The 24966-nt window shown below is 42.5% G+C and carries 25 protein-coding genes and 1 riboswitch; of the genes, 13 read left to right on the plus strand and 12 right to left on the minus strand.

The features are described from left to right. Positions 1-143: 143 nt before the first annotated feature. The 3 genes from EOD41_RS18930 to EOD41_RS18940 form a co-directional block, all read right to left on the minus strand. Positions 144-1547: an MBL fold metallo-hydrolase gene (locus EOD41_RS18930; protein ID WP_127707908.1), complete on the minus strand. Its 1404-nt coding sequence runs from the start codon at positions 1545-1547 to the stop codon at positions 144-146. A gap of 87 nt (positions 1548-1634) precedes the next feature. Beyond that, on the minus strand, positions 1635-2162 hold the full coding sequence (locus EOD41_RS18935) for a hypothetical protein (protein WP_127707910.1): 528 nt from the start codon (positions 2160-2162) through the stop codon (positions 1635-1637). A 6-nt stretch (positions 2163-2168) separates the two neighbouring features. After that, positions 2169-2945, minus strand: coding sequence for an SAM hydrolase/SAM-dependent halogenase family protein (locus tag EOD41_RS18940; protein WP_127707912.1), 777 nt, complete (start codon positions 2943-2945; stop codon positions 2169-2171). Positions 2946-3045: 100 nt separating this feature from the next. Between EOD41_RS18940 and EOD41_RS18945 the strand changes: the two genes are divergently transcribed. The 4 genes from EOD41_RS18945 to EOD41_RS18960 all read left to right on the plus strand — a co-directional run bounded on the left by EOD41_RS18945 (position 3046) and on the right by EOD41_RS18960 (position 6476). Continuing rightward, positions 3046-4005: a PhoH family protein gene (locus EOD41_RS18945; RefSeq protein ID WP_127707914.1), complete on the plus strand. Its 960-nt coding sequence runs from the start codon at positions 3046-3048 to the stop codon at positions 4003-4005. A gap of 164 nt (positions 4006-4169) precedes the next feature. Then, positions 4170-5117, plus strand: a complete 948-nt coding sequence (locus EOD41_RS18950; RefSeq protein ID WP_127707916.1) for a phosphoribosylaminoimidazolesuccinocarboxamide synthase — start codon at positions 4170-4172, stop codon at positions 5115-5117. A 47-nt stretch (positions 5118-5164) separates the two neighbouring features. Then, positions 5165-5542: an STAS domain-containing protein gene (locus EOD41_RS18955; RefSeq protein WP_127707918.1), complete on the plus strand. Its 378-nt coding sequence runs from the start codon at positions 5165-5167 to the stop codon at positions 5540-5542. Positions 5543-5564: 22 nt separating this feature from the next. Further along, positions 5565-6476, plus strand: coding sequence for a ribonuclease Z (locus tag EOD41_RS18960; RefSeq protein WP_127707920.1), 912 nt, complete (start codon positions 5565-5567; stop codon positions 6474-6476). Between the two features lie 42 nt (positions 6477-6518). On the opposite strand, the gene EOD41_RS20815 is transcribed toward EOD41_RS18960, so the two are convergent. The 4 genes from EOD41_RS20815 to EOD41_RS18970 are packed head-to-tail and all read right to left on the minus strand — an operon-like array spanning position 6519 to position 8596. Then, positions 6519-6683 carry a DUF6984 family protein gene (locus EOD41_RS20815; protein ID WP_164849993.1) on the minus strand — a complete coding sequence of 55 codons (165 nt, stop codon included), beginning with the start codon at positions 6681-6683 and terminating at the stop codon, positions 6519-6521. Continuing rightward, entirely contained in the window at positions 6629-6865 is a 237-nt protein-coding gene (locus tag EOD41_RS21295) for a DUF6984 family protein (RefSeq protein ID WP_394342478.1), read from the minus strand. The genes EOD41_RS20815 and EOD41_RS21295 overlap by 55 nt, the downstream gene beginning before the upstream one ends. Positions 6866-6880: 15 nt before the next feature. After that, complete coding sequence (locus tag EOD41_RS18965) at positions 6881-7822, minus strand: MlaD family protein (protein ID WP_127707922.1); 942 nt, start codon at positions 7820-7822, stop codon at positions 6881-6883. A gap of 24 nt (positions 7823-7846) precedes the next feature. Beyond that, positions 7847-8596: an N-acetylmuramoyl-L-alanine amidase family protein gene (locus tag EOD41_RS18970; protein WP_164849994.1), complete on the minus strand. Its 750-nt coding sequence runs from the start codon at positions 8594-8596 to the stop codon at positions 7847-7849. A 161-nt stretch (positions 8597-8757) separates the two neighbouring features. On the opposite strand from EOD41_RS18970, the gene EOD41_RS18975 reads away from it, so the two are divergent. The 3 genes from EOD41_RS18975 to EOD41_RS18985 are packed head-to-tail and all read left to right on the plus strand — an operon-like array spanning position 8758 to position 14387. Next, positions 8758-11580 carry a putative LPS assembly protein LptD gene (locus tag EOD41_RS18975; RefSeq protein ID WP_127707926.1) on the plus strand — a complete coding sequence of 941 codons (2823 nt, stop codon included), beginning with the start codon at positions 8758-8760 and terminating at the stop codon, positions 11578-11580. A 1-nt stretch (position 11581) separates the two neighbouring features. Beyond that, positions 11582-12820, plus strand: coding sequence for a competence/damage-inducible protein A (locus EOD41_RS18980; protein WP_127707928.1), 1239 nt, complete (start codon positions 11582-11584; stop codon positions 12818-12820). Between the two features lie 58 nt (positions 12821-12878). Continuing rightward, positions 12879-14387: a dihydrolipoamide acetyltransferase family protein gene (locus EOD41_RS18985; RefSeq protein WP_127707930.1), complete on the plus strand. Its 1509-nt coding sequence runs from the start codon at positions 12879-12881 to the stop codon at positions 14385-14387. Between the two features lie 98 nt (positions 14388-14485). Here EOD41_RS18985 and EOD41_RS18990 read toward each other — a convergent pair whose 3' ends face one another. The 4 genes from EOD41_RS18990 to EOD41_RS19005 form a co-directional block, all read right to left on the minus strand. Then, positions 14486-15724, minus strand: coding sequence for a homoserine dehydrogenase (locus EOD41_RS18990; RefSeq protein ID WP_127707932.1), 1239 nt, complete (start codon positions 15722-15724; stop codon positions 14486-14488). Further along, on the minus strand, positions 15721-16776 hold the full coding sequence (locus EOD41_RS18995; RefSeq protein ID WP_127707934.1) for a homoserine O-acetyltransferase family protein: 1056 nt from the start codon (positions 16774-16776) through the stop codon (positions 15721-15723). Before EOD41_RS18995 ends, EOD41_RS18990 begins: the two co-directional genes overlap by 4 nt. 63 nt (positions 16777-16839) lie before the next feature. Beyond that, positions 16840-18162: an O-acetylhomoserine aminocarboxypropyltransferase/cysteine synthase family protein gene (locus EOD41_RS19000; RefSeq protein WP_127707936.1), complete on the minus strand. Its 1323-nt coding sequence runs from the start codon at positions 18160-18162 to the stop codon at positions 16840-16842. Between the two features lie 230 nt (positions 18163-18392). Continuing rightward, positions 18393-18505, minus strand: a riboswitch (SAM riboswitch). Between the two features lie 114 nt (positions 18506-18619). Beyond that, positions 18620-19741, minus strand: a complete 1122-nt coding sequence (locus EOD41_RS19005) for a trans-sulfuration enzyme family protein (protein WP_127707938.1) — start codon at positions 19739-19741, stop codon at positions 18620-18622. A 92-nt stretch (positions 19742-19833) separates the two neighbouring features. On the opposite strand from EOD41_RS19005, the gene EOD41_RS19010 reads away from it, so the two are divergent. The 6 genes from EOD41_RS19010 to EOD41_RS19035 all read left to right on the plus strand — a co-directional run bounded on the left by EOD41_RS19010 (position 19834) and on the right by EOD41_RS19035 (position 24176). After that, a complete protein-coding gene (locus tag EOD41_RS19010) occupies positions 19834-20355 on the plus strand; it encodes a hypothetical protein (protein WP_127707940.1) in 522 nt (173 codons plus the stop codon). Next, positions 20356-20766 (plus strand): hypothetical protein, encoded by a 411-nt coding sequence (locus EOD41_RS19015; protein WP_127707942.1) that lies wholly within the window; start codon positions 20356-20358, stop codon positions 20764-20766. It abuts the gene before it with no gap. A gap of 59 nt (positions 20767-20825) precedes the next feature. Further along, positions 20826-22019, plus strand: coding sequence for an aminofutalosine synthase MqnE (mqnE, locus tag EOD41_RS19020; protein WP_127707944.1), 1194 nt, complete (start codon positions 20826-20828; stop codon positions 22017-22019). Positions 22020-22076: 57 nt separating this feature from the next. Continuing rightward, positions 22077-22706, plus strand: a complete 630-nt coding sequence (locus tag EOD41_RS19025) for a histidine phosphatase family protein (protein WP_205780598.1) — start codon at positions 22077-22079, stop codon at positions 22704-22706. Further along, entirely contained in the window at positions 22707-23450 is a 744-nt protein-coding gene (locus EOD41_RS19030) for a menaquinone biosynthetic enzyme MqnA/MqnD family protein (protein ID WP_127707946.1), read from the plus strand. A 261-nt stretch (positions 23451-23711) separates the two neighbouring features. After that, complete coding sequence (locus EOD41_RS19035; RefSeq protein ID WP_127707948.1) at positions 23712-24176, plus strand: hypothetical protein; 465 nt, start codon at positions 23712-23714, stop codon at positions 24174-24176. A 79-nt stretch (positions 24177-24255) separates the two neighbouring features. On the opposite strand, the gene EOD41_RS19040 is transcribed toward EOD41_RS19035, so the two are convergent. Beyond that, positions 24256-24966 (minus strand): phosphoadenylyl-sulfate reductase, encoded by a 711-nt coding sequence (locus EOD41_RS19040; protein WP_127707951.1) that lies wholly within the window; start codon positions 24964-24966, stop codon positions 24256-24258.

The following is a 24966-nucleotide window of genomic DNA, read 5'->3' on the forward strand; positions in this document are numbered from 1 at the left end:
CTGAAGCACGGTGTTGACGGTGTTGACGGTGTTGACGGTGTTGACGGTGTTGACGGTGTTGACGGTGTTGACGGTGTTGACGGTGTTGACGGTGTTGACGGTGTTGACGGTGTTGACGGTGTTGACGGCGTTGACGTCAACACCTACAGATTATAACTCACACCTTTTTCAGGTATAGTAGCAGTGTAACCTTCCGCAGTCAACGCATCGGCAAATATTTCCATACTTGATGTTTCGCCATGCACCAGGAAAATGTTCTTCAATTTGGCCTTATCCTGCGATTTAATGTTGTTCAGCAGGTCGTTATGGTCGCCATGGGCACTTAGCACGTCGGTTTGTTTAATGGTGGCATATACGGCCAGGTCTCGGTCTTTTATATGAACAATAGGGTCGCCGCGCAGCAGGCGGTGGCCCAAAGTGCCTTTTGCACAATAGCCAATGAACAAGATGGTGCAATAATAATTCTGTATGTTATAAAACAAATGATCCTGTATGCGGCCGCCCTCAAGCATACCTGCCGATGAGATGATGATGCACGGCTCAAAATAGTTTGATACCTGCCGACTGTCTTTCAAAGTTTCCACATAGGTAAGGTTGTCGAACTCAAACTCATCGCCTTTCTTATTATAGAATTCTTGTGCCTCGGCATTAACCAGGTAGTGGTACTTCCTGAAAACGCCTGTTGCCATAACCGCCATGGGGCTATCAACAAATACCTTGACAGGCGGCAGCAGCCCGCTGCTGAATATCTTGTTAAGCGAATATACCAACGACTGTGTACGCCCTATACTGAATGCGGGAATAATCAACCGCCCCTGTTCTTTTATACAGGCTTTATCAATGGTATCAACCAGTACCTGTTCAACAGTTTTATCTTTGGTGTGATAGCGTCCGCCGTAAGTAGCTTCGGTTACTAGGTAATCAACAGGAGGCAGTGGTTCAGGGTCATTCAAAACCGGGTAGTTTTTGCGGCCGATATCACCGGTAAAAGCAATGGTTTTTTCCTCGCCGTTATCGTTAATTTTAAGAACAGCTGCGGCGGCACCCAATAAATGTCCGGCAGGTATAAAAGTCAATTCTACATCGCCATTTAACCTGAAAGGTTTATTGTAACCAATAGTAACAAAGCGCTCAACGGTATCCATCACATGCTTTTGCAGGTAAAGGGGCTGTGGGCCGCCACCGCTATTAAACTTTCCTTTGCGTTTATGAAATTTTCCTTGCTTAGCCGCTTTGTTTATAAATATGCTTACCGAATCAAGCAGCAGCAGTTCTGTAAGATCAGCAGTTGGTGCAGTACACAATATCTGTCCTTCGTAACCTAAACGTACCAGTGTAGGCAGGTTACCCGAGTGATCAATGTGTGCATGGGTAAGTATAATTACGTCAATATCTGCCGGGTTAAAGGGCAGGTTTTCGTTGCTTTGTATGCTGCGGTCCTTTTCATAATCCAATCCGCAATCAATCAATATTTTATATTGGTTAACCTCAAGCAAATGCATGCTTCCGGTAACCTGCCGGGCAGCCCCGTGTATAGTTAATTTCATTAATCTTTTTGTGTAAATGGTCGGGTAAACCACCCCTTTATTATTGACTAAATTAATAGTCGGCAGTTCATAACATCAATTGCAAAGTTAAGGCTTAGCTTTTCTTTTTATAGCTAATAAGATAAAAGTTACAGAAAGAACAAGTATAACGGCAATTGCTATGGTATAATTGCGTTCGGTATGTGCTGATGCTTTTTCCTGCTCTTTTAGTTTGGTTTGTAATTCTTCCTGTTGTCTGCGCAGGCGGTTAATGGTATTAATGAATGACATACGGTCGTTCTCGCGTTCAACAGTTTGTGCTTGGGCACGTTCCTGTAACGAGGTGCGGTAATCGAGTAATATCTTCAGCTCTTTGAAAATGTTGTTGTCTGTTTGTACAATATCCATCAGGATATCGTTTGAGCGCCGGATATCCTTCTTAGTTTGCAGCCCGAAAATACCGGTATGTTTAGTAAGACTTACATCGTACTGCCCAAACTTAGCGCGACGCTGATTAAGCAGACTATTGATCTTTTTTCGTTGCAGTTCATACGCCAGCGAATCGGCGTCACGCTGCGCAAGTGCAGGTTGTGTCATTATCAGCACCAATAACAAAACAGATAGCTTTTTGAACATAACAGGTTATTCAAACTCAATGATGACGCTGTCACCAAGGTTTAAACCTAATAACCCGCTGGCGTTGCCTTTGTTTATGGCTATTTCCAAATGGTCGCTTATACCGAAAAGACAAAGCTTTTCGCCCTCGGGTACTTCGTTGTAATGCCAGCTTAAATGGCTAATGGTTTCATTTCGTTTGAAGTAGAGTGTGAAACGACGCCCTTGTTGAACTGTGTTGAAAAAATCTTTTTTGATATTGGTGATCACATTCTGGAATGAGTCGATATAGATCACCGCACCCTTTATCAGGTTTTTCTCAACAACAGGGGCAAGGTTCATTTTCTTTTCAATGCCCGCAACCGGTAGGCCGATCTCTTCGATGTCGCCGCCTTTAGCTAAATGACAGGCTGCCTTTACAAAAATGTCAGCCAGCGGAAAATGCAGAAATTTAAGATCCTGCATAATGTTGATCTCGAAAATATCTTTCGGCTCGTCATCAAACATCAGCGAGAAAATGCCATTATCAGCACCCACAAAATAATGGTTGTTGTACCGGATGGCCAGGTATTTTGTAAATGTATTATAAACAGTATCAATGCCTATCAGGTGAACCGTATTATCCGGAAAATAGTAGTAGCTGTTCTTTAAAATAAAGGCCGCCTGCTGTACGTTAAACGCCGAAACACTGTTGGTAATATCAACAATATTAACCTCGGGCAATAGTTTTAATATGCTACCTTTTAAGGCTGCAAGGTAAATATCCTTGTCGCCCAAATCAGTAGTTAAAGTTATTATTGCCATTAATTTTTTAAATATTTATTGCTAATCTTGTACAAGCGATAGACGCTGCAAATATTCAATTTTTAATTCATAAAAATCAGCAACCAAAAATCAATTTGTATTGAACGAACTAAAATTATCTATCGAAAACATTAATCCGGCTGTTTTGTGGGGACCTAATAATGATCATTTTGAGATCATTAAAAAGCAATATCCCAAACTAAAAATTGTTGCCCGCGGAAGTGAAGTTAAGGTGCTGGGCGATGATCAGGAACTGAACAGCTTTAGTGAGAAATTTAACCTGTTGCTGCAGCATGTAGAAAAGTACGAAAACTTAAGTATCACTGATATTGAACGCATTATTGGTTCAAAAGTATCAGTGTCATCTGCTGCTGACGCTCCTGCTGATAAATCTACAACCGGCGAGGTGATCGTTTTCGGTCCTAACGGTATAATGGTTAAAGCCCGTACGGCTAACCAGCGCCGCATGGTTGACAGCATAAACAAAAGTGACATATTATTTGCCATAGGCCCTGCGGGTACCGGTAAAACATATACGGCGGTAGCGCTTGCTGTTAGAGCGTTAAAAAATAAAGAGATCAAGCGAATTATACTTACCCGTCCGGCGGTTGAGGCTGGTGAAAACCTGGGCTTTTTGCCGGGTGATCTGAAAGAAAAGATCGACCCATACCTGCGCCCGCTCTACGACGCGCTGGATGATATGATACCTGCTGAAAAGCTGAAAGTATATCTGGAGAACCGTACCATAGAGATAGCTCCGCTGGCCTTTATGCGCGGGCGTACCCTTGATAACTGTTTTGTGATATTAGACGAGGCGCAAAACGCTACCGACATGCAGCTAAAGATGTTTTTAACACGTATGGGGCCAAGCGCTAAATTTATTGTGACCGGTGACGTAACGCAGATTGACCTTCCAAAAAAACAACAATCGGGTTTGCATACCGCACTAAGAATTTTAACTGATATCAAAGGTATCGAGATAATTTACCTGAGCGGCGAAGACGTGGTAAGGCACAAACTGGTAAAACGCATATTAGAGGCTTACGGGGATATACAGTAGTTATAAGTTAGCTATTAGAATTAGGAGTCAAGAGCCAGGAACCAAGAAGCTATAAATTAACTTTGTTCTTAATTTTTACTCCAAATACAAATAATTTAGACATAGAATAAGAACTATGGAGCTACATCTTAATTCCTGATTCTTAATTCTTGACTCTCGAATAAATGGACGCAATAAAAGAAACTCATTTCAATTTGCCGGGACAAACGGCTTTTTATAAAGGCAAGGTACGCGATGTTTACACCATAAAAAATCAGTATCTGGCCATGGTGGTTACCGACCGTATTTCGGCGTTTGACGTGGTGCTGCCCAAACCTATACCATACAAAGGACAAGTGCTTAACCAAATTGCGGCTAAGTTTTTAGAAGCTACGGCCGATATTGTGCCTAACTGGGTGGTTAGCGTACCTGATCCAAGCGTTACTATCGGTCGTATTTGTGCGCCGTTCAAAGTTGAAATGGTGATACGCGGTTACCTTGCCGGCCATGCGGCACGTGAATATGCGCTTGGAAAAAGGGAAATATGCGGTGTTGCCTTACCTGAGGGTTTAAAGGAAAACGATAAACTTCCGGAACCAATTATTACGCCCACCACTAAAGCCGCTGTTGGCCATGATGAGGATATTTCACGGGAGAAAATACTGGAACTAGGTATAGTAAATGAAGAAGACTATATTCAACTGGAAAATTATACCCGTGCTTTATTTCAGCGTGGTACCGAAATAGCCGCACAGCAGGGACTGATACTGGTTGATACCAAGTATGAATTTGGCAAAACCGATGGACAGATATACTTGATTGATGAGATACACACGCCTGATTCCTCAAGGTATTTTTACAGCGAAGGTTACGAAGAACGCCAGCAAGCCGGCGAACAGCAAAAACAGTTATCGAAAGAGTTTGTTAGAAGGTGGTTAATTGAAAACGGCTTTCAGGGCAGAGTAGGTGAGACAGTGCCCGAGATGACAGACGAAAAAATACAGTCGATATCAGAAAGATACATTGAATTGTATGAAAAGATAACCGGCGAGCCGTTTATCAAGTCGGAAACAGATGATGTGCTAAAGCGTGTAGAAGGTAACATAACACATGCCCTGCAGCAACTTAATTAGGTAATACAACCAAAAATATTATATCTTAGCCTTTAAAATATCAAGCAATGAAATTTACTGTTGACAAACACGAGAAGTATATATTGGTGAAGCTGAATGAATCAAAGTTAAATTCATTGGTTACTCCGCAATTAAAATCGGAATTGATATTGATGAACACTGAAGGCCAGCGTAATATCATCCTTGATCTTTCACAGGTTAAGTTTGCCGATTCATCTGGCCTTAGCAGCCTTTTAGTTGGTCACAGGTTATGTAAAAATGCCGACGGATTATTTATTCTTGCAGGTATAAATGATGCTGTTGCGCGCCTGGTTACCATCTCTCAGTTGGATAATGTGCTTTCAATAGTTCCTACCTCTGAAGAAGCTATCGATCTTATTTTTATGGAAGAGATAGAAAAAGAATTAAAAAGGGAACTAAAATAGCCTTACGGCTGTTTATCCGGGTATGAAGTTTGAAGTTACTATACTTGGAAGCAGCTCAGCAACTCCTATATACAACCGAAACCCAACTGCGCAGGCGTTAAACATTAACGATCACTGGTATTTAATTGATTGCGGCGAAGGTACTCAGCAGCAAATGCTGCGCTTTGATATAAAGGCCGCAAAAATCAATTGCATTTTCATCAGCCATTTGCACGGCGATCATTACCTGGGTCTTGTAGGTTTGCTATCGTCGCTGCATTTAAACGGGCGTAAAAAGCCGATGAAGCTTTTCGGTCCTGCGCCCTTAATCGAAATTATTGAACTGCAGCTTAAGTACTCTGAAACTACGCTTCATTATCCGCTCGAATTTAAAGCGACCAACCCTGATGCTCCGGAACTTATTTTCGAGAATCAGGACATTACAGTAGAAACCATCCCGCTTGATCACCGCATACCGTGTACAGGCTTCTTCTTTAAAGAAAAAAGGCGCTCACGCAAGCTGATAAAGGAAAAAGTAGAGCAGTTAAATATACCTGTACCATATTTTCCATCCATAAAAAAAGGTGCAGATTATACCACCCCCGATGGTACGGTTCATAAGAATACAGAACTTACCACCGACCCCGACGACCCTAAATGTTATGCTTATTGTTCAGACACGGTTTACAACCCGCAATATTTCGAGCAAATAAAAGGCGCTACAATGCTGTACCATGAGGCTACTTTTTTGCATGATATGCTCGACAGGGCACGCGAAACTTTCCATACCACCGCACAGCAAGCCGCTGAAATAGCCGTAACTACAGGTGCCAAACATTTGCTTATCGGGCATTTTTCGGCACGTTATAAAAGCCTGACGGAATTATTGGAAGAAGCGCAATCCGTTTTTCCGAATACTGATTTAGCGGTGGAAGGTAAAACTTACGTGGTATAAATAACATACATCATAGAGCTTCATCTTTAGGTTGCATGTACGTTATCTGATTAATATAAACACATCATTGTCTATTGACGGAAATCGCTTAACAGCAGAAAAGTCTACTTTCCAGATATCCAGTTCATATAAGTCACCGCCTTTATCCAGATTTACAGTAATAGATATAAGCACGTCATCTTCATCGAATGTTTCTGCTTCTGCCACAGTGCTTCCATAGTGTTGTGGTTCTTTTTTCTGTCAATAAACCTCAAACTCCCCATTCCTCCATCATTCATTTCCTCGACTTTTCCGGCAAGTTGAGAAATCAACGTTTCATAGTTTGGTTTACCCTCCAACAAAGATGATAGCAAATTTACTTCTTTTTCTCTTAAGGCTCTCGGTGGCATAAATGTCTTAAGTACTCAATCTTTCCCGCCGAAAATCGAAAAGCTTACGTAGCGTTTTGGATGTGCTTTCAGGTCGATAAATAACTGGTTAAGATTGTAAGACGCGTCGCTCAAATTATGGTACATGCTGGTGTCGTTCAAAAGCAAGCCAAGCGAACCTTCACGACTGTTTATTTTAGCTGTTGTTGCCTGCAAGTTAGCTACAGCCTTGTCGGCATTGGCCATAGTTTGCTGTATGTTGGTTGAAGCAAGGTCGTTACTAAACTTTTGCAAGTTTGTTGCTATGCCTTCAAAATGGATTGATGTAGCCTTTAAATTACTGGATACAGTAGCCGCGTTACCCATAATGGTATTTATGTTGGTTGATTGAGTACCTACAAGCGCGTCAATCTTTTTAGTAGTACCCTCAAGTGTTTGCAACGAGTTGGCAATGCTGGCAAAGCTACGATCGACATTACGTTCGAACTCAGGGTTCATAATGCGGTTAATAGAAGCCAGCGACGAATCCATTTTAGTCATCAGCGCTTCAACTTTCTTTTGTATAGGCTGCAGACTTTCGGCTAAACTACCCTGAATATCAGCACGCAGGGTGTCTTCATCCTGGGCAGGCTCAGGGCTGTTGCCTAATTCAAAAATGATGGCTTTGCCACCAAGAAGGTCGGTACTTTGCAGCTGCGCAAGGGTATTTGATGGTATATCGTACTTTTTATCAACCTTAAATTCCACTATAGTGCGTCCGTCAGGCTGCAGTTCCATTTTTGAAACACGGCCAACCTGATAACCATTTACCAATACCGGTTTTGATACCGATAAGCCTTCAACGCTTTTATAAATGGCATAAAACTTATTTGATCCCGAGAAAACATCGTTTCCGCTTAAATAACTATAGGTAAGCAAAAGTGCGGCTATGCCTATGGCGGTAAAGGCGCCAACTTTGGTTTCGTTAGATACTTTCAAGGTAAATAAGTTTATGTTTAACCATTAATTTTCAACTTCTTTTTTAAAGTTTCGTATAGCTTTAACAATAGAAGCAACGATTTCGTTTTGCCCGGCTTCAGAATTTAAGTATTCTTCTTCATCAGGATTATTAATATAGCCGGTTTCAACCAGCACAGCCGGCATAGCGCTGCGGCATAATACCAGTACACCCTGCTCACGAATGCCTTCAATACGGCGGCCATCGTTACTAAATTCATCCGATAAAAGATTTGCGAAACGTATGCTTTGTTTACGGTATTTACGTTTATACTCGTTAAGTAAAATTAAAGCTGCCGGGTCATTCGGGTCAAATGCGGCGTTCATCTCGTCGTCATCTTCAAACCGGGTTTCTTTAATGGCTTTTTCTTCTTCTTTGGTACGATGAAATCCGTAAACAAGTAAAAGCACACCTTTACCCGAGCGGTTAGGTACACGTACCCTCTTGCCTTTTACGGTTGTTACCCTATCAGCCAGTGAGTTACAGTGTATAGAAACGAATAGGTCACCTTTGTTTTCATTAGCTATAGTTGCGCGTTTTTGCCATAGTATATCCTCATCGGTAGTGCGTGTCATCACTACTTTAACATCATTTAACTCTTTTTCTATAGCCTTTTGTAATTTAAAGGCTATTTGCAGCGTTACATTTTTTTCGACAGAATAAGCGCCTGACGCGCCGGCCCTGAAGCCACCGTGACCGGCATCTACTATTACTGTTTTTACTTTAAAGCCCGGTGTTTGAGATGAATCGGGCAAAATGTGTTCAACCGGGGTTGCGTATGATTTTAATGAAAAAAAAGAAAATGAAACTAACAATGCGGGGAAACAATAAATCAATCTTTTCAGTGTTTTTATTTTCATTAGTTTTGAGGGCTGTTTGATAACTATATCTGCAAAAATACTATTCATAATCAATTTTGAAATTCGTAAGGCTATTTTTTCTGCTTGCTATTGTACTAACGGTGAATGTGGTTGCCGGCGCATACAAAAGCGGAAATATTACAATTAAACCGCTTCGCGATACCATCATTCAGCTCGATAGCAGTAAAGCTAAAGACCGCAGGCTGCTTAACGGCCCGTTCGGGAAGGCTACCGATCCGGTTACACCGGCAGGTGCGTCGCGTATCGATACCATCCCCGGACAGCGCGATACCGTACCCGGGCAGCGTGATACTACAATTGCCGATACAAGCCTCCGCCTTTCTGCAAACGATACGACTCAAAAAAGCGCCGGAGGTTTAGACGATATTGTACACCCTTATGCAGAAGATTCTATTATAGTTGATAACGTACACGACATGATGTACCTGTATGGCAAGGCTCGTGTAAGTTATCAGGATGTGGAACTTGATGCTGAATACATCCGTGTCGACCGTAAAAATCACCTGATATTTGCAAGCGGCGCAAAAAGCCCAAAAACAGGCAGGTATATCGGTCGCCCTATATTTAAACAAGGCAATGATAAACCGGCCTATGCCGACTCGTTATTATTTGATTACGATACCAAAAAAGGTAAAATATTTAACCCTGCAACCGAGCAGGACGGTAATTTTATATCCGGTGGGCAGGCAAAAAAGTTGAACGAAACAGAAGTGGCCTATCGGAATGTGATTTTTAGTACCTGTAACGAGCCATTTCCTGATACCCACTTTGGTATTGTTATCACAAAAGGTATAGGAGAGAAGAAGCGAATAATATCTGGCCCGGCATATCTCGAAATATTGAACGTGCCACTACCATTAGCTATACCTTTTGGCTTTTTTCCAAAGCCCGACTCCCGTACATCGGGTGTAATACTGCCGACATTTGGTGAGGATAACAAGCTTGGTTTCTTTATGCGGAACCTTGGTTACTATATCGCGCTTAATGATAATATTGACTTTACAAATAACGCGTCGATATACTCAAAAGGTTCTTATGAGTTGAGTACGGCCGCGCGTTATCTGAAACGTTATAAGTATCAGGGTAACATGACGCTGAGCTATGGCTCACACAATTATGGCCTGCCCGGAGACCCGCCGCGTAAAGACTTCAATATATCATGGACACATAGCCAGGACCCTAATGCTAACCCGGGTACTACTTTCAGCGCCTCGGTTAATGCCGGTACTTCAAGCTTTTATCAAAACTCGCCGGCAGGTCAAAACTATAGTCTTACACAGTTAACGCAAAACAACTTGCGTTCGAGTATATCATACGGTAAAACCTGGGCAGGTACGCCATTCAACTTAAACGTGAGCTTAGGCCATAGCCAGGACATTACACAAAAAAGGGTAACACTTGATCTGCCTACCGTATCGTTCAACATGTCGACGCTAAGTCCGTTTGACAGCAAGAACCGTGTTGGTGAGCAAAAATGGTATCAAAAAATAACTGTAGGCTATAGCATGCAGGCGCAAAACCGGCTTGATAATATACCCGAATCGCAGCTGTTTAAATCCGAAACACTAACGAGGCGTATGAAAAACGGCATGCAGCACCAAATACCTATCGGATTAAGCTTGAATGTATTGAAGTATTTCCAGTTTAACACTTCAGCCAACTATACCGAGCGCTGGTACCTCCAAACCATACGCAAACGTTATGATCGTGATGATCCGGATGTGTCACCTGGTACTCCGGTTACCGATACGGTTGGCGGTTTCGCGCGTGCGGGTGAGTACAGCCTGAGTGCCGGTATGTCAACCAAAGTTTATAGTATTGCTAACTTTAAAGGAAAATTGCGTGCCTTACGCCATGTAATGACACCATCGGTAAGCTTTAACTACAGGCCCGATTTTTCTGATCCGAGCTATGGCTATTACCGCACTATTGTAAGCGATGCTTCAATACCTTATGGTTACACTGCGCAAACCTATTCGATATTTGAGCAGGCGGTTTATGGTGGGCCTTCAGCAGGCCGTTCGGCAGGTATAGGTATCAATATTGATAACACAATCGACGCTAAACTGCGTCCAAGCAGTACAGATACATCAAATACCGAAAAAAAGATATCCATACTACAGGGCCTTACGTTTTCGACGTTTTACAATTTCGCGGCCGATTCTATAAAATTATCGCCAATCAATTTTTCGGGTCACACCGGGTTGTTCGGACAAAAGATCAATATCAGTTTCAACGGCTCACTTAACCCGTATGTTACCCAGTCGCTCGATTCTATTTCAAACGGCCGTGTAATACGCTTTGCAAGGCCACTGTCGCGTTTTACCTGGCAGGATGGAAAGCTTCCTCGTCTTACGTCGTTTAACGTATCAATGAGTGGTAGTCTAAACTCAACGTCGTTCAACCCTAAAAAACAAAATCAGCCAAATACCCTTAATAACATGACGCCCGAGCAATCAAGCAAGCTTGCCTTGCTTAATAGTGACCCTGGCGCTTACATTGATTTTAATGTACCGTGGAATGTGTCCTTTAGCTATAACTTTACTTACAGCAATAACGTGGTGTCAAAAAATACAACCAATACGTTGATGATAAGCGGCGATGTAAGCATAACACCTAAGTGGAAAGTGCAATACTCTACAAACGTCGATTTAAAAGTGCGGCAGATAAGCAGTGCTACATCTTTCGCCATATACCGCGACCTGCATTGTTGGGATCTTTCAGTGCAATGGCTGCCGTTTGGTTATTACAAGTCATATAATGTAACCATTAAGGTGAAATCGTCAATTCTTCAGGATTTGAAACTGACAAAACGTAGCGATTATACCAGTAACCAATATTACGGAGGCGGGTTTTAACATGCTGGCAGAGATAATTACCATTGGCGACGAGATACTTATAGGGCAAATTGTTGATACCAATTCGGCATGGATGGGGCAGCAGCTCAACAAAATCGGTATAAAAGTAAAACAAATATCATCAGTGTCTGATGACAGGGAGCATATCTTGAATGCCCTTGCCGAGGCGTCAAAACGCGCAGATGTTATATTGATAACCGGTGGCCTTGGCCCCACCAAAGATGATATTACAAAAAAGACACTCGCTGAATATTTTAATGTTGGCTTGATGGAAAATCAGGATGCGCTGGACAATGTTGAGCGGATATTTAAAAGATACAACCGGCCATTACTTGAAGTAAATAAACAACAAGCTTTGGTGCCCGAAAATTGTGAGGTGATACTGAACGAGAACGGTACCGCGCCGGGCATGTGGTTTAATCATCACGGAAAAATCTATATGTCGATGCCGGGTGTACCTTTCGAGATGATGTACATGATGGAAGGGCAGGTGTTGCCAAAACTGCAAGCCACCATTGAGTTACCTGTTATTGTACACAAAACGATTTTAACAGCCGGAGAAGGTGAATCATTTTTAGCTGAAACTATTGCAGATATAGAAGACAGTTTACCGCCGCATATTAAGCTGGCTTATCTGCCTAAATTAGGACAAGTAAGACTTAGGCTTAGCGGGTTTGGAGATGATGCACGAGCTTTGGAGAAAGAGGTTGAGCATTATGCATCACAAATTATTGAACGCGTAAAGCATGTGGTAGTTGCAGAAGAAGATCTGCCAATAGAGAAAGCCATACTTAACCAAATGGAGCAGCGCGGGCTGACACTTTCAACGGCTGAAAGCTGCACCGGCGGTTTAATCTCACATATGCTTACGCAGCATCTGGGCTCGTCAAAGGTATTTTTAGGCGGTGCGGTGTCATATTCAAATGACTTGAAAGAAGATATTTTGGATGTGAAGCATGAAACTTTACAGCAATTTGGCGCAGTAAGCGAGCAAACTGCTGTAGAAATGGCTGAAGGCGCCCTTAAAAATTTCAAGTCGGATTACGCCGTAGCGGTAACCGGTATTGCAGGGCCCGACGGTGGTACGCCAGATAAGCCTGTCGGAACTGTTTGGATAGCAGTAGTTTCGGCAAATAACCGCCAAATAAAGAAATTCACATATGTTGGCAAGCGCCTGCAAAACATCGAACGGAGTGCTATTTCGGCGTTTACAATGTTGAATAATTTATTAAAAGCGTAATCAAGTTCCCCTTTTCATTGTTTATTTTTGAGCCGACCAACTGTACAATTTCTATTCTATGGCTAAATATCAGCTGTTGTTACCAAAAATGGGAGAGAGTGTTGCCGAAGCAACTATTACTAACTGGGTAAAAAAACCGGGTGACCGCATTGACGCTGATGACTCGGTTGTGGAGATCGCTACAGATAAGGTTGATTCTGAAGTGCCCTCACCTGTAAGCGGCCGTCTGCTTGAGCAATTGTTTGCCGAAAATGACACCGTTGAAGTTGGCAGTGTAATAGCCATTATTGAAACCGATGGTCCCGACGAAGAACCGCCCGTACAAACACCTGCCCAAAATAAGGTTGAGGTTAAAGAAACAGCTGCTGAAACAGCCCCGCTACCTCAACCAGAAGTGCAAGCACAACACACTGCCAGACCTGCAACCGAGCAAGACCCGATAGAGCCGGAAGTCGAAACTTTTCAGGCAGCTGATGAAACCGCTCAGGACGATGCCGAGCCCGAACTTTTAGCCGCCGATGTACCCTATACACAGCAATTACAGCAACAGCCCGATCCTGCGCCTGCTGCTCAGGTAAAATCGTCATCCATCAGATTTTATTCGCCGTTGGTAAGAAACATTGCCAATGCGGAAGGAATCGGCAACGAAGAACTGGACAATATTCCGGGTACCGGTGCTGAAGGACGCCTTACAAAGGATGACCTGCTGGCTTATATTGAAAACAAAGGTAAACCTGCCTTTAAGCCTGCGGCCGCACTACAACAACAAACTTCACAATCTGTTGCCCAGCCTCAGGCTGCTAAGCCGCAATCCGCAGCACCTGCTTTTGAGGCTCCTAAAACAGTATCAGTTTCTGGTGGCGACGAGATTATCGAGATGGACAGGATGCGCAAACTCATTGCCGAGCATATGGTAATGAGCAAGCAGGTATCTCCGCATGTTACCTCGTTTGTTGAGGCTGATGTAACCAGCCTGGTGCAATGGCGCGATAAGGTAAAAAGCACTTTTGAAAAACGTGAAGGTGAAAAGATAACCTTTACGCCGATATTTATCGAGGCGGTTGTAAAAGCCATTAAAGATTTCCCGCTAATCAATGTATCTGTTAACGGAACACAGATCATCAAAAAAAGAGATATCAATATTGGTATGGCCGCGGCGTTGCCAAGCGGTAACCTGATAGTGCCTGTTATAAAACGTGCTGATCAATTGAACCTGTTGGGGCTAACCAAACAGGTTAATGATCTGGCTAACCGTGCACGTGCAAATAAGCTTAATCCTGATGATATAAAGGAAGGCACCTTTACCATTACCAATGTAGGTTCGTTTGGTAATGTAATGGGTACGCCAATTATCAATCAGCCACAAGCAGCTATACTGGCTGTTGGCGCGATAAAGAAGAAGCCGGCAGTAATTGAAACTCCTGAAGGGGATGTTATTGCCATCAGGCACATGATGTTCCTGTCGCTGTCATATGACCACCGTGTTATTGACGGTGCACTGGGGGGGACCTTCCTGAGCCGTATCGCTCATTACCTGGAGGAATGGGATAGTAAAAGAGAAATATAATTTGTTATAAGTGCCGGGCTTCGCTCACGATTTACAGAAGATACAAAAAAGAAAAAGCTCCGGAAATCGGAGCTTTTTCTTTGTAACAACCTCATAATTTAACTTTGGTAAAGTTCGGCTGTTTGTTTCGCCGTAGCTAAGCTGACCCCTGTTAGCTGATCGGCAAAGGCTATAAATGCCTTGTTATCTGATATACGGTATTTATTATCGATCAGATTTTGCAAATTGATTTTTCCGATAACAAATTTATAACTGTCAGAAATGTAGCGTTCAAAAATATGCTCAAAGCCAAGGTCTTCCACCAGGCTGTCATCTGTATAACGCAGGTAAACGGTTAATTCAATATCATTCGTGAATTGTAAACTGCCTTTTTGTTTAGCTTTTTTGTACTCGTATTGGTAATCGTAGCGCAACGCCGCAACGTCTGAAAGTACCGCCGCGCCGGTTGGATGTCCGCCTGCACCTTTACCAAAAAAGAACTGCTGATCGGCAAATGCCGCCTGAACAATTACGCCGTTGTACTCATATTCAACATTGTACAAAAACTCATGCTCGTTAACCAGCTTTGGCAGAACAAATAATGCAACATGTTTATCGTCAAGCTCTTTGGCAACAGGTACCAGCTTAATTTTCAGGTTCTTTTCGCGGGTGTACTGCAAGTCGTACGGCGACAGGTTTTGTATACCGATATTCAGCACATCATCCGGGTTAACTACTACGCCATAAGCATGAGCCGCTGCAATTACAAGTTTAAACTTGGCGTCGTATCCACCAACGTCCATAGTAGGGTCGGTCTCTGCAAAGCCAAGGTCTTGTGCTTGTTTTAACGCGCTGGCGTAATCAAGATTTTCTAAAAATCCTTTCGACAGAATATAGTTTGATGAACCATTGAAGATGCCGCTTATACTGTGCAGTAATTCATTGTCATAGTACTCTTCAAGGTTACGGATAATAGGAATACTGCCGCAAACCGCGCCTTCATACAATAGGGATGTACCATACTCATGCTGAATATTGATAAGTTCTTCCAAATGAAGAGCAAGCATTTTTTTACTGGCCGACACAACATTTTTGCCCGATTTTAAGGCTGTAGAAACGATATGATAAGCCGCTTCAGTATCATTTATCAACTCGATTATCGTATTAATCTCCGGGTTATTCAGTATTTCGTCCCTGTCAGTAGTGAACAGTTCGGCAGGTAATGTCCTTTTTTTTGTAGGATCTTTTATGGCGATCTTTACAATTTCGAGGTTGAGGTTTTTGGTTTTAATGATATCATACAAACCCTGGCCAACCACGCCGAAACCAAATAATCCTATAGTAAGTTTTTTACTCATGCTGTGCGTTGTAGTTCAATAATCTTTCCTTTAACATCCGTTTTCAGGAATGACTTTATTATGTTAGTTAATGCTTCAGTTTCAATTAAAAAGCCGTCGTGTCCATAAAATGAGTCGAACTCGGCAAACGACGCTTTGGGTATATGCTGAAAAAGATATTGCTGCTCTTCAACAGGGAACAATACGTCTGATTTTATACCTATCACTAATGTTTTTGCTTTTATAAGGCTTAGCGCTTTTTCAACACCGCCACGGCTACGGCCCACGTTGTGTGAATCCATTACCTTGCTCAGGTACCAGTAGCTGTAAGCATTAAAACGGTTGACTAACTTCTGGCCCTGGTAATTTTGATAGCTTGAGGATTTAAAACCGTCGGTGATGTTATCAGTATCTTCCTGCTGGGTAACGTTATAAGTTTTGTAACCACGGTAGGATAGAAGAGCTATGCTGCGTGCTGCTTTAAGTCCTTTGGCGCCGCCATCAGGTGTGTTGCTGTAAAAGGTTCGGTCGGCAGTTAAGGCAAGGCGCTGTGATTCATTAAAGGCGATGCCCCATGCCGAATGCTTCGCGTTGGTGGCGATTAGCACAGCATTTTTAATACGCTCAGGTTCGGAAATAGCCCATTCCATTGCCTGCTGCCCGCCAAGTGATCCGCCTATAAGCAGGTGGATATCCTGCACGTTCAAATGATCAGCAAGCAGTTTATGTGCCTCCACAATATCCCTTACGGTTACCTGCGGAAATGACAGATAGTATGGCTGACCCGTAACCGGGTTAATACTTAACGGGCTGGTGGTACCATAAGGTGAACTCAGGATATTAGCACAAACGATAAAGTGTTCATCCGGATTAAAAAATTCCTTATCACCAAAAAGGCCTTTCCACCAGTCAAAAACATCCGAATTGGCTGTAAGCGCATGGCAAACCCAAATAACGTTATCACGGTTGGCGTTTAACTTGCCATAGGTGTGAAAGCCTATCTCGAGATGCTGCAATTGCGCGCCCGATTCGAGCCTGAATGTTTTTGTGTATTTAAATACTTCTGTGTTCATCAATTTCAAATAAACCATCCTGCGCTAAGCAGGATGGTTCTTACCTACTAATCAATATAACCTTTAAGCAAGGTCAAGCTCTTCTTGTTTAATTTTGCTTAAAGCCTGTTCAAAATCGGCTTTTATATCATCAATATGCTCAATACCAACAGATACGCGCAACTGATTTGGTTTTACACCTGCTGATAGTTGTTCTTCGTCGCTTAATTGCTGGTGTGTAGTTGCCGATGGCTGGATGATAAGCGTTTTTGCATCGCCTACGTTTGCAAGGTGGCTGGCAAGCTGAACGCTGTCAATAATCTTTGTCGCGTTTTCTTTTCCACCTTTTACTTCAAATGAAAGCACTGAACCAAAGCCGTTTTTCAGATATTTTTTGGCAAGCTCATGGTGAGGTGATGATGTAAGGCCGGGGTAAGATACATTTTCAACCTGCGGATGCTGCTCAAGCCATTTGGCCAGTTCAAGCGCATTATCAACATGGCGCTGTACCCGAAGCGATAATGTTTCAAGCCCCTGAAGCAACAGCCATGAATTAAATGGCGATTGCGACGGGCCGAAATCTCTCAAACCTTCAACGCGTGCACGAATGATGTACTGAATATTACCGAACGGGCCGCCAATGCCAAACACATCATTAAATACAAGACCATGATAACCTTCAGATGGTTCAGTAAATTGTTTGAATTTTCCGTTACCCCAGTTATAAGTACCGGCGTCAACAATAACACCGCCAATGCTGGTACCGTGGCCGCCTATCCATTTGGTAGCCGATTGTACCACCACATGCGCACCGTGCTCAATAGGACGGAACAGGTAACCTGCAGCGCCAAAGGTGTTGTCAACTATAAATGGAAGATCGTGTTTATTAGCTATCGCTGATATTTTTTCAAAATCAGGAATGTTGTAGCCCGGGTTGCCAATGGTTTCTGCGTAAATAGCTTTGGTGTTACCATCAATAAGTGCTTCAATGCTTTCGGGACTGTCGTCTTTTGCAAAACGCACTTCAATGCCAATACGTTTAAAGGCTACTTTAAACTGGTTGTAAGTTCCGCCATACAGAAATGGTGAGGTTACAAAATTATCGCCTGCCTGCAAGATATTATTCAGCGCGATGAATTGTGCCGCCTGGCCCGATGCAGTTGCTAAAGCCGCCACACCACCTTCTAATGCCGCTACGCGTTTTTCAAAAACGTCGGTAGTTGGGTTCATCAGGCGGGTATAAATATTACCGAATTCTTTCAGGGCGAACAGGTTTGCGCCATGCTCGGCACTGTTAAATACGTAAGATGTTGTTTGGTATAAAGGCACGGCGCGTGCGCCTGTAGTTGGTTCGACCTCCTGGCCGGCATGTAATTGTAATGTTTCGAATTTTAGGTTTGCAGACATGATTGTTTAAGATTAATTTGTTTTTGAATTTTGTTAGTTAGATGCGGGTTATGCACAGCATGTGCACTCCGTTGATTTACACGTGTTTCCTATTAGACGAAAAAATAGGGGACTGCGCTACAGTTGTTTAACAACAGCAACACATACAACAAATACAGCAAGCTGGGGGATAGCTCGTTGATATAACCTGTAATTCGTTTTTTACGCTAACTAATTTTTTCATGGTTGTTAATTTATATCCCCCGGGATCCATTCTCCGGGACAGGAATTGGCACCTTCTTCATCCCATGAAGGGTTGCCAGCGGGTTATTGAGCCTGATCTCTCGCCGCTTCTTTATAAATCAAATGCCTTGTGAAGGGTATTTTGATCTTAAATTTTATATCTGTCGCCAAATATTGTTGCAAATATATGCCTATAAAAATCTAATAACCAAATTTAATTTGTAATTGTAATTTTTCATATAAAACTGAGCGCCCGGTCAATGTCGGCTATCAGGTCGTCTATGTGTTCAAGTCCTACTGAAACACGTAACAGGTTGCGCGGCGTTTTGGTATCTGGCCCTTCAACTGATGCGCGGTGTTCAATTAAACTTTCCACGCCGCCCAAACTGGTAGCCTGTGTAAACAATTGTATAGAGTTGGCCACTTTTCGTACATCATCTTCACTGCCTTTTATGGTGAACGAAAGCATACCGCCAAACGATTTCATTTGGCTTTTGGCTACCTCATACTGCGGATGCGATGCCAGGCCAGGGTAGATCACCTTTTCAACCTTAGGATGTTTTTCCAGGTGTTCTGCAAGTAGCTGTGCGTTTTGTATATGTCCGCGAACACGGTAAGGCAATGTTTTGATGCTGCGAACCAGGTAATAGCAATCCATAGGCGAAGGGATAGCGCCGCCGCTTTCCTGCACCTGCCGGATCTTTTCCCACCATTCAGTTTTTTCTTTCGTGATGAGGGCGCCGCCCATTAGGTCGCTGTGCCCGCCGAAGTATTTGGTAGCCGAATGCATCACCACATCGGCGCCCAACTCAAGAGGCTGCTGGCAAATTGGCGTCGCAAAGGTGTTATCGCAAACCAGTTTAATATTATGCTGCTTCGCGATAGCAGATACTTTTCTAACGTCTGTAATTTTTAATAAAGGGTTTGAAGGTGTTTCAACCCATATTAAACCTGTGTTTGATTTGATGCGCTGTTGCAAAAGCGCTTTGTCGTTCACATCAATAAAATCGAACTCCAATATCCCGGTAAACAATTGCTTAACCTGGTTCCGTAACCCGTGATACATGTCGTCAGGTAAAATGATATGTGTGCCCGGCTGCAGCGATTGAAATATTGCCATACCTGCCGCGTTACCCGATGAAAAGGAAGCCGCTTCAACACCACCTTCCAATTGAGCCAAAACCTGCTCCAAAGCCTTACGGTTAGGGTTGCCTGCACGGCCGTACATATAACCGCCGGGATAACCACCGTCGGCACCGCGCTCAAAAGTTGTAGATAATATAATTGGCTGTACTACGGCTTTGCTTTGTTCGTCGGTATGGTTGCCCGCATGTATGGCGATAGTCTCAATCTTCATAGTGTTGTTTTGAATGGCCGCAAAGTAATAAGTTTACATTTTAAATTGTAGCGTTTTATTATAATTTACCGTAAGGTCATAAAACCTGTTTTATGAAAGTATTTTTTCCTCTGCTTTTTGTACTGGCCATAGGCTTTACTTCATGTAAAAAAGATAAAGTTGAATCTGATTTTGATAAAAGCTACGATGCCTGGCAATCATTTAAAAAGTCAAGCGGCAACAATTACGTTTACGTAGTAACCAACGGCTCGTGGATTGGTACGGTTGATAGTACAACCATAACGGTAAGTAATGGTATCGTTATTAATCGTAATTATAGATATTATGTACGGGCTCAAAACGGCAGCAATAAATTGGTTTTAAAGGAAGAATGGATTGAAGGCCCTGCGCAAATCAATATTCATGAAAGAGGAGCAGCCGGCTTAACACTCGATGAAGTTTATACAAAAGCCAAAAAAGAATGGCTGAAAGTGAATGAAAAGGATAACGAAATTTATTTCGAGGCCAAAAATAACGGCATGATATCGCTGTGCGGATACGTACCAAAAGGCTGCATGGACGATTGCTTTAATGGCATTTCAATTGCTTCAATAGAAGAAGTTAACACGTTCTAAATGAAAAATCTGATTCTTATACTGATACTTTTTGTGATAGTAGCCTGCAGCAAGCAAATACTTAATTCCAACAGTTCGGTTTATAACGGACAACTTGACGGCAAATGGAACTGGAGAAGATCCACCGGCGGTTTTGCCGGACAAACCATAACACAGGAAACATTACGCTATACAATGGGTATTAGGTTTGCTGCTGATAGTGTTTATATGCTGAGAAACGACAGTATAAAAGATCGCGACCAATACACTATATCAAGAGGTAAAAGCATCATCTCGCCCGATTCGGTTAACATTATTCAGTACAATGCCGGTCACATCAACCAGGTAATAGTTTCTGTTACTGCTGATACACTGGTACTGGCTGATAATGTTAACGATGGCTATACTTCCGTTTACGTACGGGATAAATAGTGACATGTTTGTGATATTCTGATGTTGTAATTGCGTATTTTTGCAGCAAAGGAATTTAGATGCCGGCTGAAGATAGTTTACAGATATTATTACACGACGCCAGCCTACCCGCCACCCTGAGGCAGATAGCACTGAAAGTACATAACGGCGAACGCATTACTTTTGATGAAGGCGTATTGTTGTATGAAGAAGCCGAACTCGGCTTTTTAGGCGTACTGGCCAATTACATCCGCGAGAAAAAACACGGTGATACCACTTATTTCAACCGTAATTTCCATATCGAACCAACCAATCTTTGTGTTTACGATTGTAAGTTCTGCTCGTACTCGCGCCTGATAAAACAGCGTGCCGACGGTTGGGAATATACTATGGACGAGATGCTTGACATCGTAAAAAAATACGATGGTGAGCCGGTTACCGAAGTGCATATTGTTGGCGGTGTGTTACCGCAGTATGATGTGCCTTTTTATGCCGAACTCTTCCGCCGCATTAAGGCACACAGGCCAAACCTGCATGTTAAAGCGCTTACACCGGTTGAGTACCACTATATATTTAAAAAGGCGAAGATCGACTACGCTACAGGCATGGCCTTGATGAAAGATGCCGGATTGGAATCGATGCCGGGTGGGGGCGCGGAGATTTTTCATGAAGAAATACGCGACCACATAGCCAAAGATAAATGTACTGCCAACCAGTGGCTGCAGATACATGAAGAATGGCACAAACTGGGCATGCGCTCAAACGCTACAATGCTATATGGCCATATCGAGAAATACTGGCACCGGATTGACCATATGGAACGCCTTCGCCAGTTACAGGACAAGACAGGCGGCTTCCAGACGTTTATTCCGCTAAAATTCCGTAATAAAGACAACCAGATGTCGAATGTTGCTGAAGCAAGCGTAATAGAAGATTTGCGTAATTATGCGATAGCGCGTATCTACCTTGATAATTTTGATCATATTAAAGCTTACTGGGCTATGATCAGCAGAAATACGGCGCAGTTGTCGCTGAACTTTGGTGTTGACGATATTGACGGTACGCTTGACGATACCACCAAAATATACTCAATGGCAGGCGCCGAAGAGCAGCACCCGGCCATGAGCACCAAAGAGCTTGTAGAACTGATAAAACACGTAGGCCGTAAACCGGTTGAACGCGATACCTTATATAATGTGGTTACAGATTACAGTAACGTTGAGTTTGCCGAAGAAAAGAAGCCACAGTTTTATAAGCTTCCGGTGGTTAATTAGCGGAGAGTAGAACCGCGAGCGCAAAGCACTCTGTTTAACTTTCCACTCGTATAAAGAATGATAGAAAAAACACTATACATTGTCCGCCATGGGCAAACCGACTTAAACAAACGCGGTATTGTGCAGGGCAGGGGAATGAACACCGATCTGAATGAAGAAGGGCACGCGCAGGCTGAGCAATTTTACGCCGCTTATAAAGATGTCCCTTTTAACAAGATATATATATCTACCCTTAAACGTACACAACAAAGCATACAGGGGTTTATAGATAAAGGTATTCCATACGAAAAGCTTTCAGGACTTGATGAGTTGGCATGGGGTGTATTCGAGGGGCAGCCAAGTACACCCGAAAGTAAGGCCGCTTTTATGGATTTGATGCGCAACTGGCTCGACGGTAACCTGGATGTTAAGTTTGAAGGCGGTGAAAGCCCTAACGAAGTTAAGCTAAGGCAGGAAGAAGCGCTTAATACCATCATGAGCCATCCGGAAGAAAAAACTGTGCTGATATGTATGCATGGCCGTGCCATGCGCCTGCTGATGTGCCTGCTCACTAACCGGCCGCTTACCGATATGGACAGCTTTCCGCACCAAAACCTTGTATTATATAAAGTAACTTATGACGGCGAAAAATTTGAGATAGTTGATTTCAATAACGCCCTGCATTTAAAAACAGCTTCTGAACGATAAGTGGAAAAGATTAGAATTTCGGCGGTTAGTTATACCAATACTAAACCGTTTATATATGGCCTGCAACATTCAGGCATTTTAAATGATATAGAACTTAGCCTTGACATTCCGGCTGATTGCGCCCAGAAACTGATAGATGATAAAGCCGACATTGGTTTGATACCTGTGGCCGCTACCTTAAACTTACCTGAGTGGCATATAGTAGCCGATTATGGCATTGGAGCGAACGGTGCGGTTAACTCAGTATTTATATTCAGCAACACTGAGATACGTAACGTAAAAAGATTACAGCTCGATCCGCAGTCGCGTACCTCAAATAACCTGGCAAAGGTACTTCTTAAAAATTACTGGAAGTTAGCACCTGAATTTGTTGTCGGTGCTGAGGATTATTCAGCATCAACCGACCCTGAAACAGCGTTTGTACAAATAGGGGACAGAACATTTGGCAAAAAGGATAACTACGCTTATGCTTATGACCTTGCCGAAGAGTGGAAAAGATTTACCAGCCTGCCATTTCTTTTTGCCGCCTGGATAGCTAACAAACCCATCAGCAATGACTTCATTGCAGAATTCAATAAAGCATTGAAATTTGGCCTTGATCACCGTGAAGAACTATTCAGGGAATTACCTAAACGCCCTGATTTTGATATTCATGATTACCTGCTGAATAAGATAGACTTTAATGTTACTGAAGACAAAAAACAAGCGCTGCACCTTTTCCTGAAATATATTAAGGAGCTATAATGCTAAAACAGTAAAGCTGAAATATATTCAGACGTTTTTCCTCAGATTTTACTGACCACACCCTTGTCTTAGTGTAATTTTAACACTAAGGCAAGGGTTGTTTTTTTACGATATTTCAAAATTCCGGATAATAACTTAGTGTAATTTTAAAAAATTTAAAATATATGCCAATTTGTTATGATATTTTTATAAAAATTAAAATTAATTTATCAAATTAATATTTATAACTTACTTTTGTTATGGATTTAAATTTAAGACACAATGAAAAAATTATTCATAATTCCGGTAATCGCAGGTTTGTTAAGCACAGGTCTTTATGCAAATGCTGCAGTTAAAAATGTAAAAGACGACGACGGTAGCCGTGTATCATATTCAGTAATCAACCAGTTTAAAGCTGATTTCAGGGACGCTAAAAATGTAACCTGGACAATAACCGACAACTGCCAAAAAGCTGAGTTTATATTGAACGGTGTAAAAACCACCGCTTTCTACAATTTTTCAGGTGATTTTATGGGCACAACTGAACGCGTTGCTTACTCTGCTGTTTCAGAAAGGGCTCAGAAAGAGATCGCAGCAAAATATAAAGGTTATGCAGTAGGTGATGTAATCAAACTTCAAACTACAGAATCTACTCAATTATTTGTTGACCTGAAAAACGATAAGGAAGAAGTATTGGTACGTGTATCACCAACTTCAACAGTATCATTTTTTCAACAAGTAAAGTAAAAAACACAACAACCTCATATATATGCAAAGCGCCTGTTTGTAATAAACAGGCGCTTTTTTTATGAGCAATTTTCTAAGTTCAATGCTGTTTTACGGCATGTAAACCACATTCTTTCTTCGACTGATCTTCCCACCACCAACGGCCGGCACGAAAATCTTCGCCTTCCTGCACAGCGCGTGTACAAGGCATACAGCCAATACTTGGAAAGCCGCGATCATGCAGTGAATTATAGGGGATATTATTTTCTTTAATATAAGCCTTAACCTCATCCAGCGTCCAACTGTAAATAGGATGGTATTTAACAATGTTGTTCACCTCGTCCCATTCCACATTATCCATATACTGGCGGTTGGCCGACTGCTCGGCACGTATGCCGGTTATCCAGCACTTGTTGCCTGTAAGTGCACGTCTTAAGGGTTCTATCTTACGTATGGCGCAACATTCCTTACGGTCTTCAACCGAATTGTAAAAACTATTGGGGCCTTTGGCATTTACCATGGCCTCAACCAGCTCATGGTTAGGGTAGTAGGAATGTACCGGTTTACCGTAAATTTCCATAGTACGGTTCCATACATAATATGTCTCCGGAAATAGCCTGCCTGTTTCAAGTGTAAAAACTTTTATAGGCAGGTCATTTGAAAATATCATGTGTGTAATAACCTGGTCTTCCCAGCCAAAACTGGTAGAAAAAACTATCTCACCCGGAAACTGAGCAGCAAGCGTACGCAATGCTTCAACAGGTTCAAGTCCGGCAATTTCCTTTTTTACGTATTCAGATATCTCACTCAT

Source organism: Mucilaginibacter limnophilus (genome assembly GCF_004005815.1).
Lineage (GTDB): Bacteria > Bacteroidota > Bacteroidia > Sphingobacteriales > Sphingobacteriaceae > Mucilaginibacter > Mucilaginibacter limnophilus.

Coding starts and splice junctions, on each gene's coding strand:
- EOD41_RS18960 (WP_127707920.1), top strand. CDS start 5,565: ATGAAGTTTGAAGTTACTATACTTGGAAGCAGCTCAGCAACTCCTATA.
- EOD41_RS19010 (WP_127707940.1), top strand. CDS start 19,834: ATGAAAGTATTTTTTCCTCTGCTTTTTGTACTGGCCATAGGCTTTACT.
- EOD41_RS18955 (WP_127707918.1), top strand. CDS start 5,165: ATGAAATTTACTGTTGACAAACACGAGAAGTATATATTGGTGAAGCTG.
- EOD41_RS18995 (WP_127707934.1), bottom strand. CDS start 16,776: ATGAACACAGAAGTATTTAAATACACAAAAACATTCAGGCTCGAATCG.
- EOD41_RS19025 (WP_205780598.1), top strand. CDS start 22,077: ATGATAGAAAAAACACTATACATTGTCCGCCATGGGCAAACCGACTTA.
- mqnE (WP_127707944.1), top strand. CDS start 20,826: ATGCCGGCTGAAGATAGTTTACAGATATTATTACACGACGCCAGCCTA.
- EOD41_RS19005 (WP_127707938.1), bottom strand. CDS start 19,741: ATGAAGATTGAGACTATCGCCATACATGCGGGCAACCATACCGACGAA.
- EOD41_RS18985 (WP_127707930.1), top strand. CDS start 12,879: ATGGCTAAATATCAGCTGTTGTTACCAAAAATGGGAGAGAGTGTTGCC.
- EOD41_RS19015 (WP_127707942.1), top strand. CDS start 20,356: ATGAAAAATCTGATTCTTATACTGATACTTTTTGTGATAGTAGCCTGC.
- EOD41_RS18980 (WP_127707928.1), top strand. CDS start 11,582: ATGCTGGCAGAGATAATTACCATTGGCGACGAGATACTTATAGGGCAA.
- EOD41_RS19035 (WP_127707948.1), top strand. CDS start 23,712: ATGAAAAAATTATTCATAATTCCGGTAATCGCAGGTTTGTTAAGCACA.
- EOD41_RS18935 (WP_127707910.1), bottom strand. CDS start 2,162: ATGTTCAAAAAGCTATCTGTTTTGTTATTGGTGCTGATAATGACACAA.
- EOD41_RS18930 (WP_127707908.1), bottom strand. CDS start 1,547: ATGAAATTAACTATACACGGGGCTGCCCGGCAGGTTACCGGAAGCATG.
- EOD41_RS18990 (WP_127707932.1), bottom strand. CDS start 15,724: ATGAGTAAAAAACTTACTATAGGATTATTTGGTTTCGGCGTGGTTGGC.
- EOD41_RS19040 (WP_127707951.1), bottom strand. CDS start 24,966: ATGAGTGAGATATCTGAATACGTAAAAAAGGAAATTGCCGGACTTGAA.
- EOD41_RS18940 (WP_127707912.1), bottom strand. CDS start 2,945: ATGGCAATAATAACTTTAACTACTGATTTGGGCGACAAGGATATTTAC.
- EOD41_RS21295 (WP_394342478.1), bottom strand. CDS start 6,865: ATGCCACCGAGAGCCTTAAGAGAAAAAGAAGTAAATTTGCTATCATCT.
- EOD41_RS18950 (WP_127707916.1), top strand. CDS start 4,170: ATGGACGCAATAAAAGAAACTCATTTCAATTTGCCGGGACAAACGGCT.
- EOD41_RS19000 (WP_127707936.1), bottom strand. CDS start 18,162: ATGTCTGCAAACCTAAAATTCGAAACATTACAATTACATGCCGGCCAG.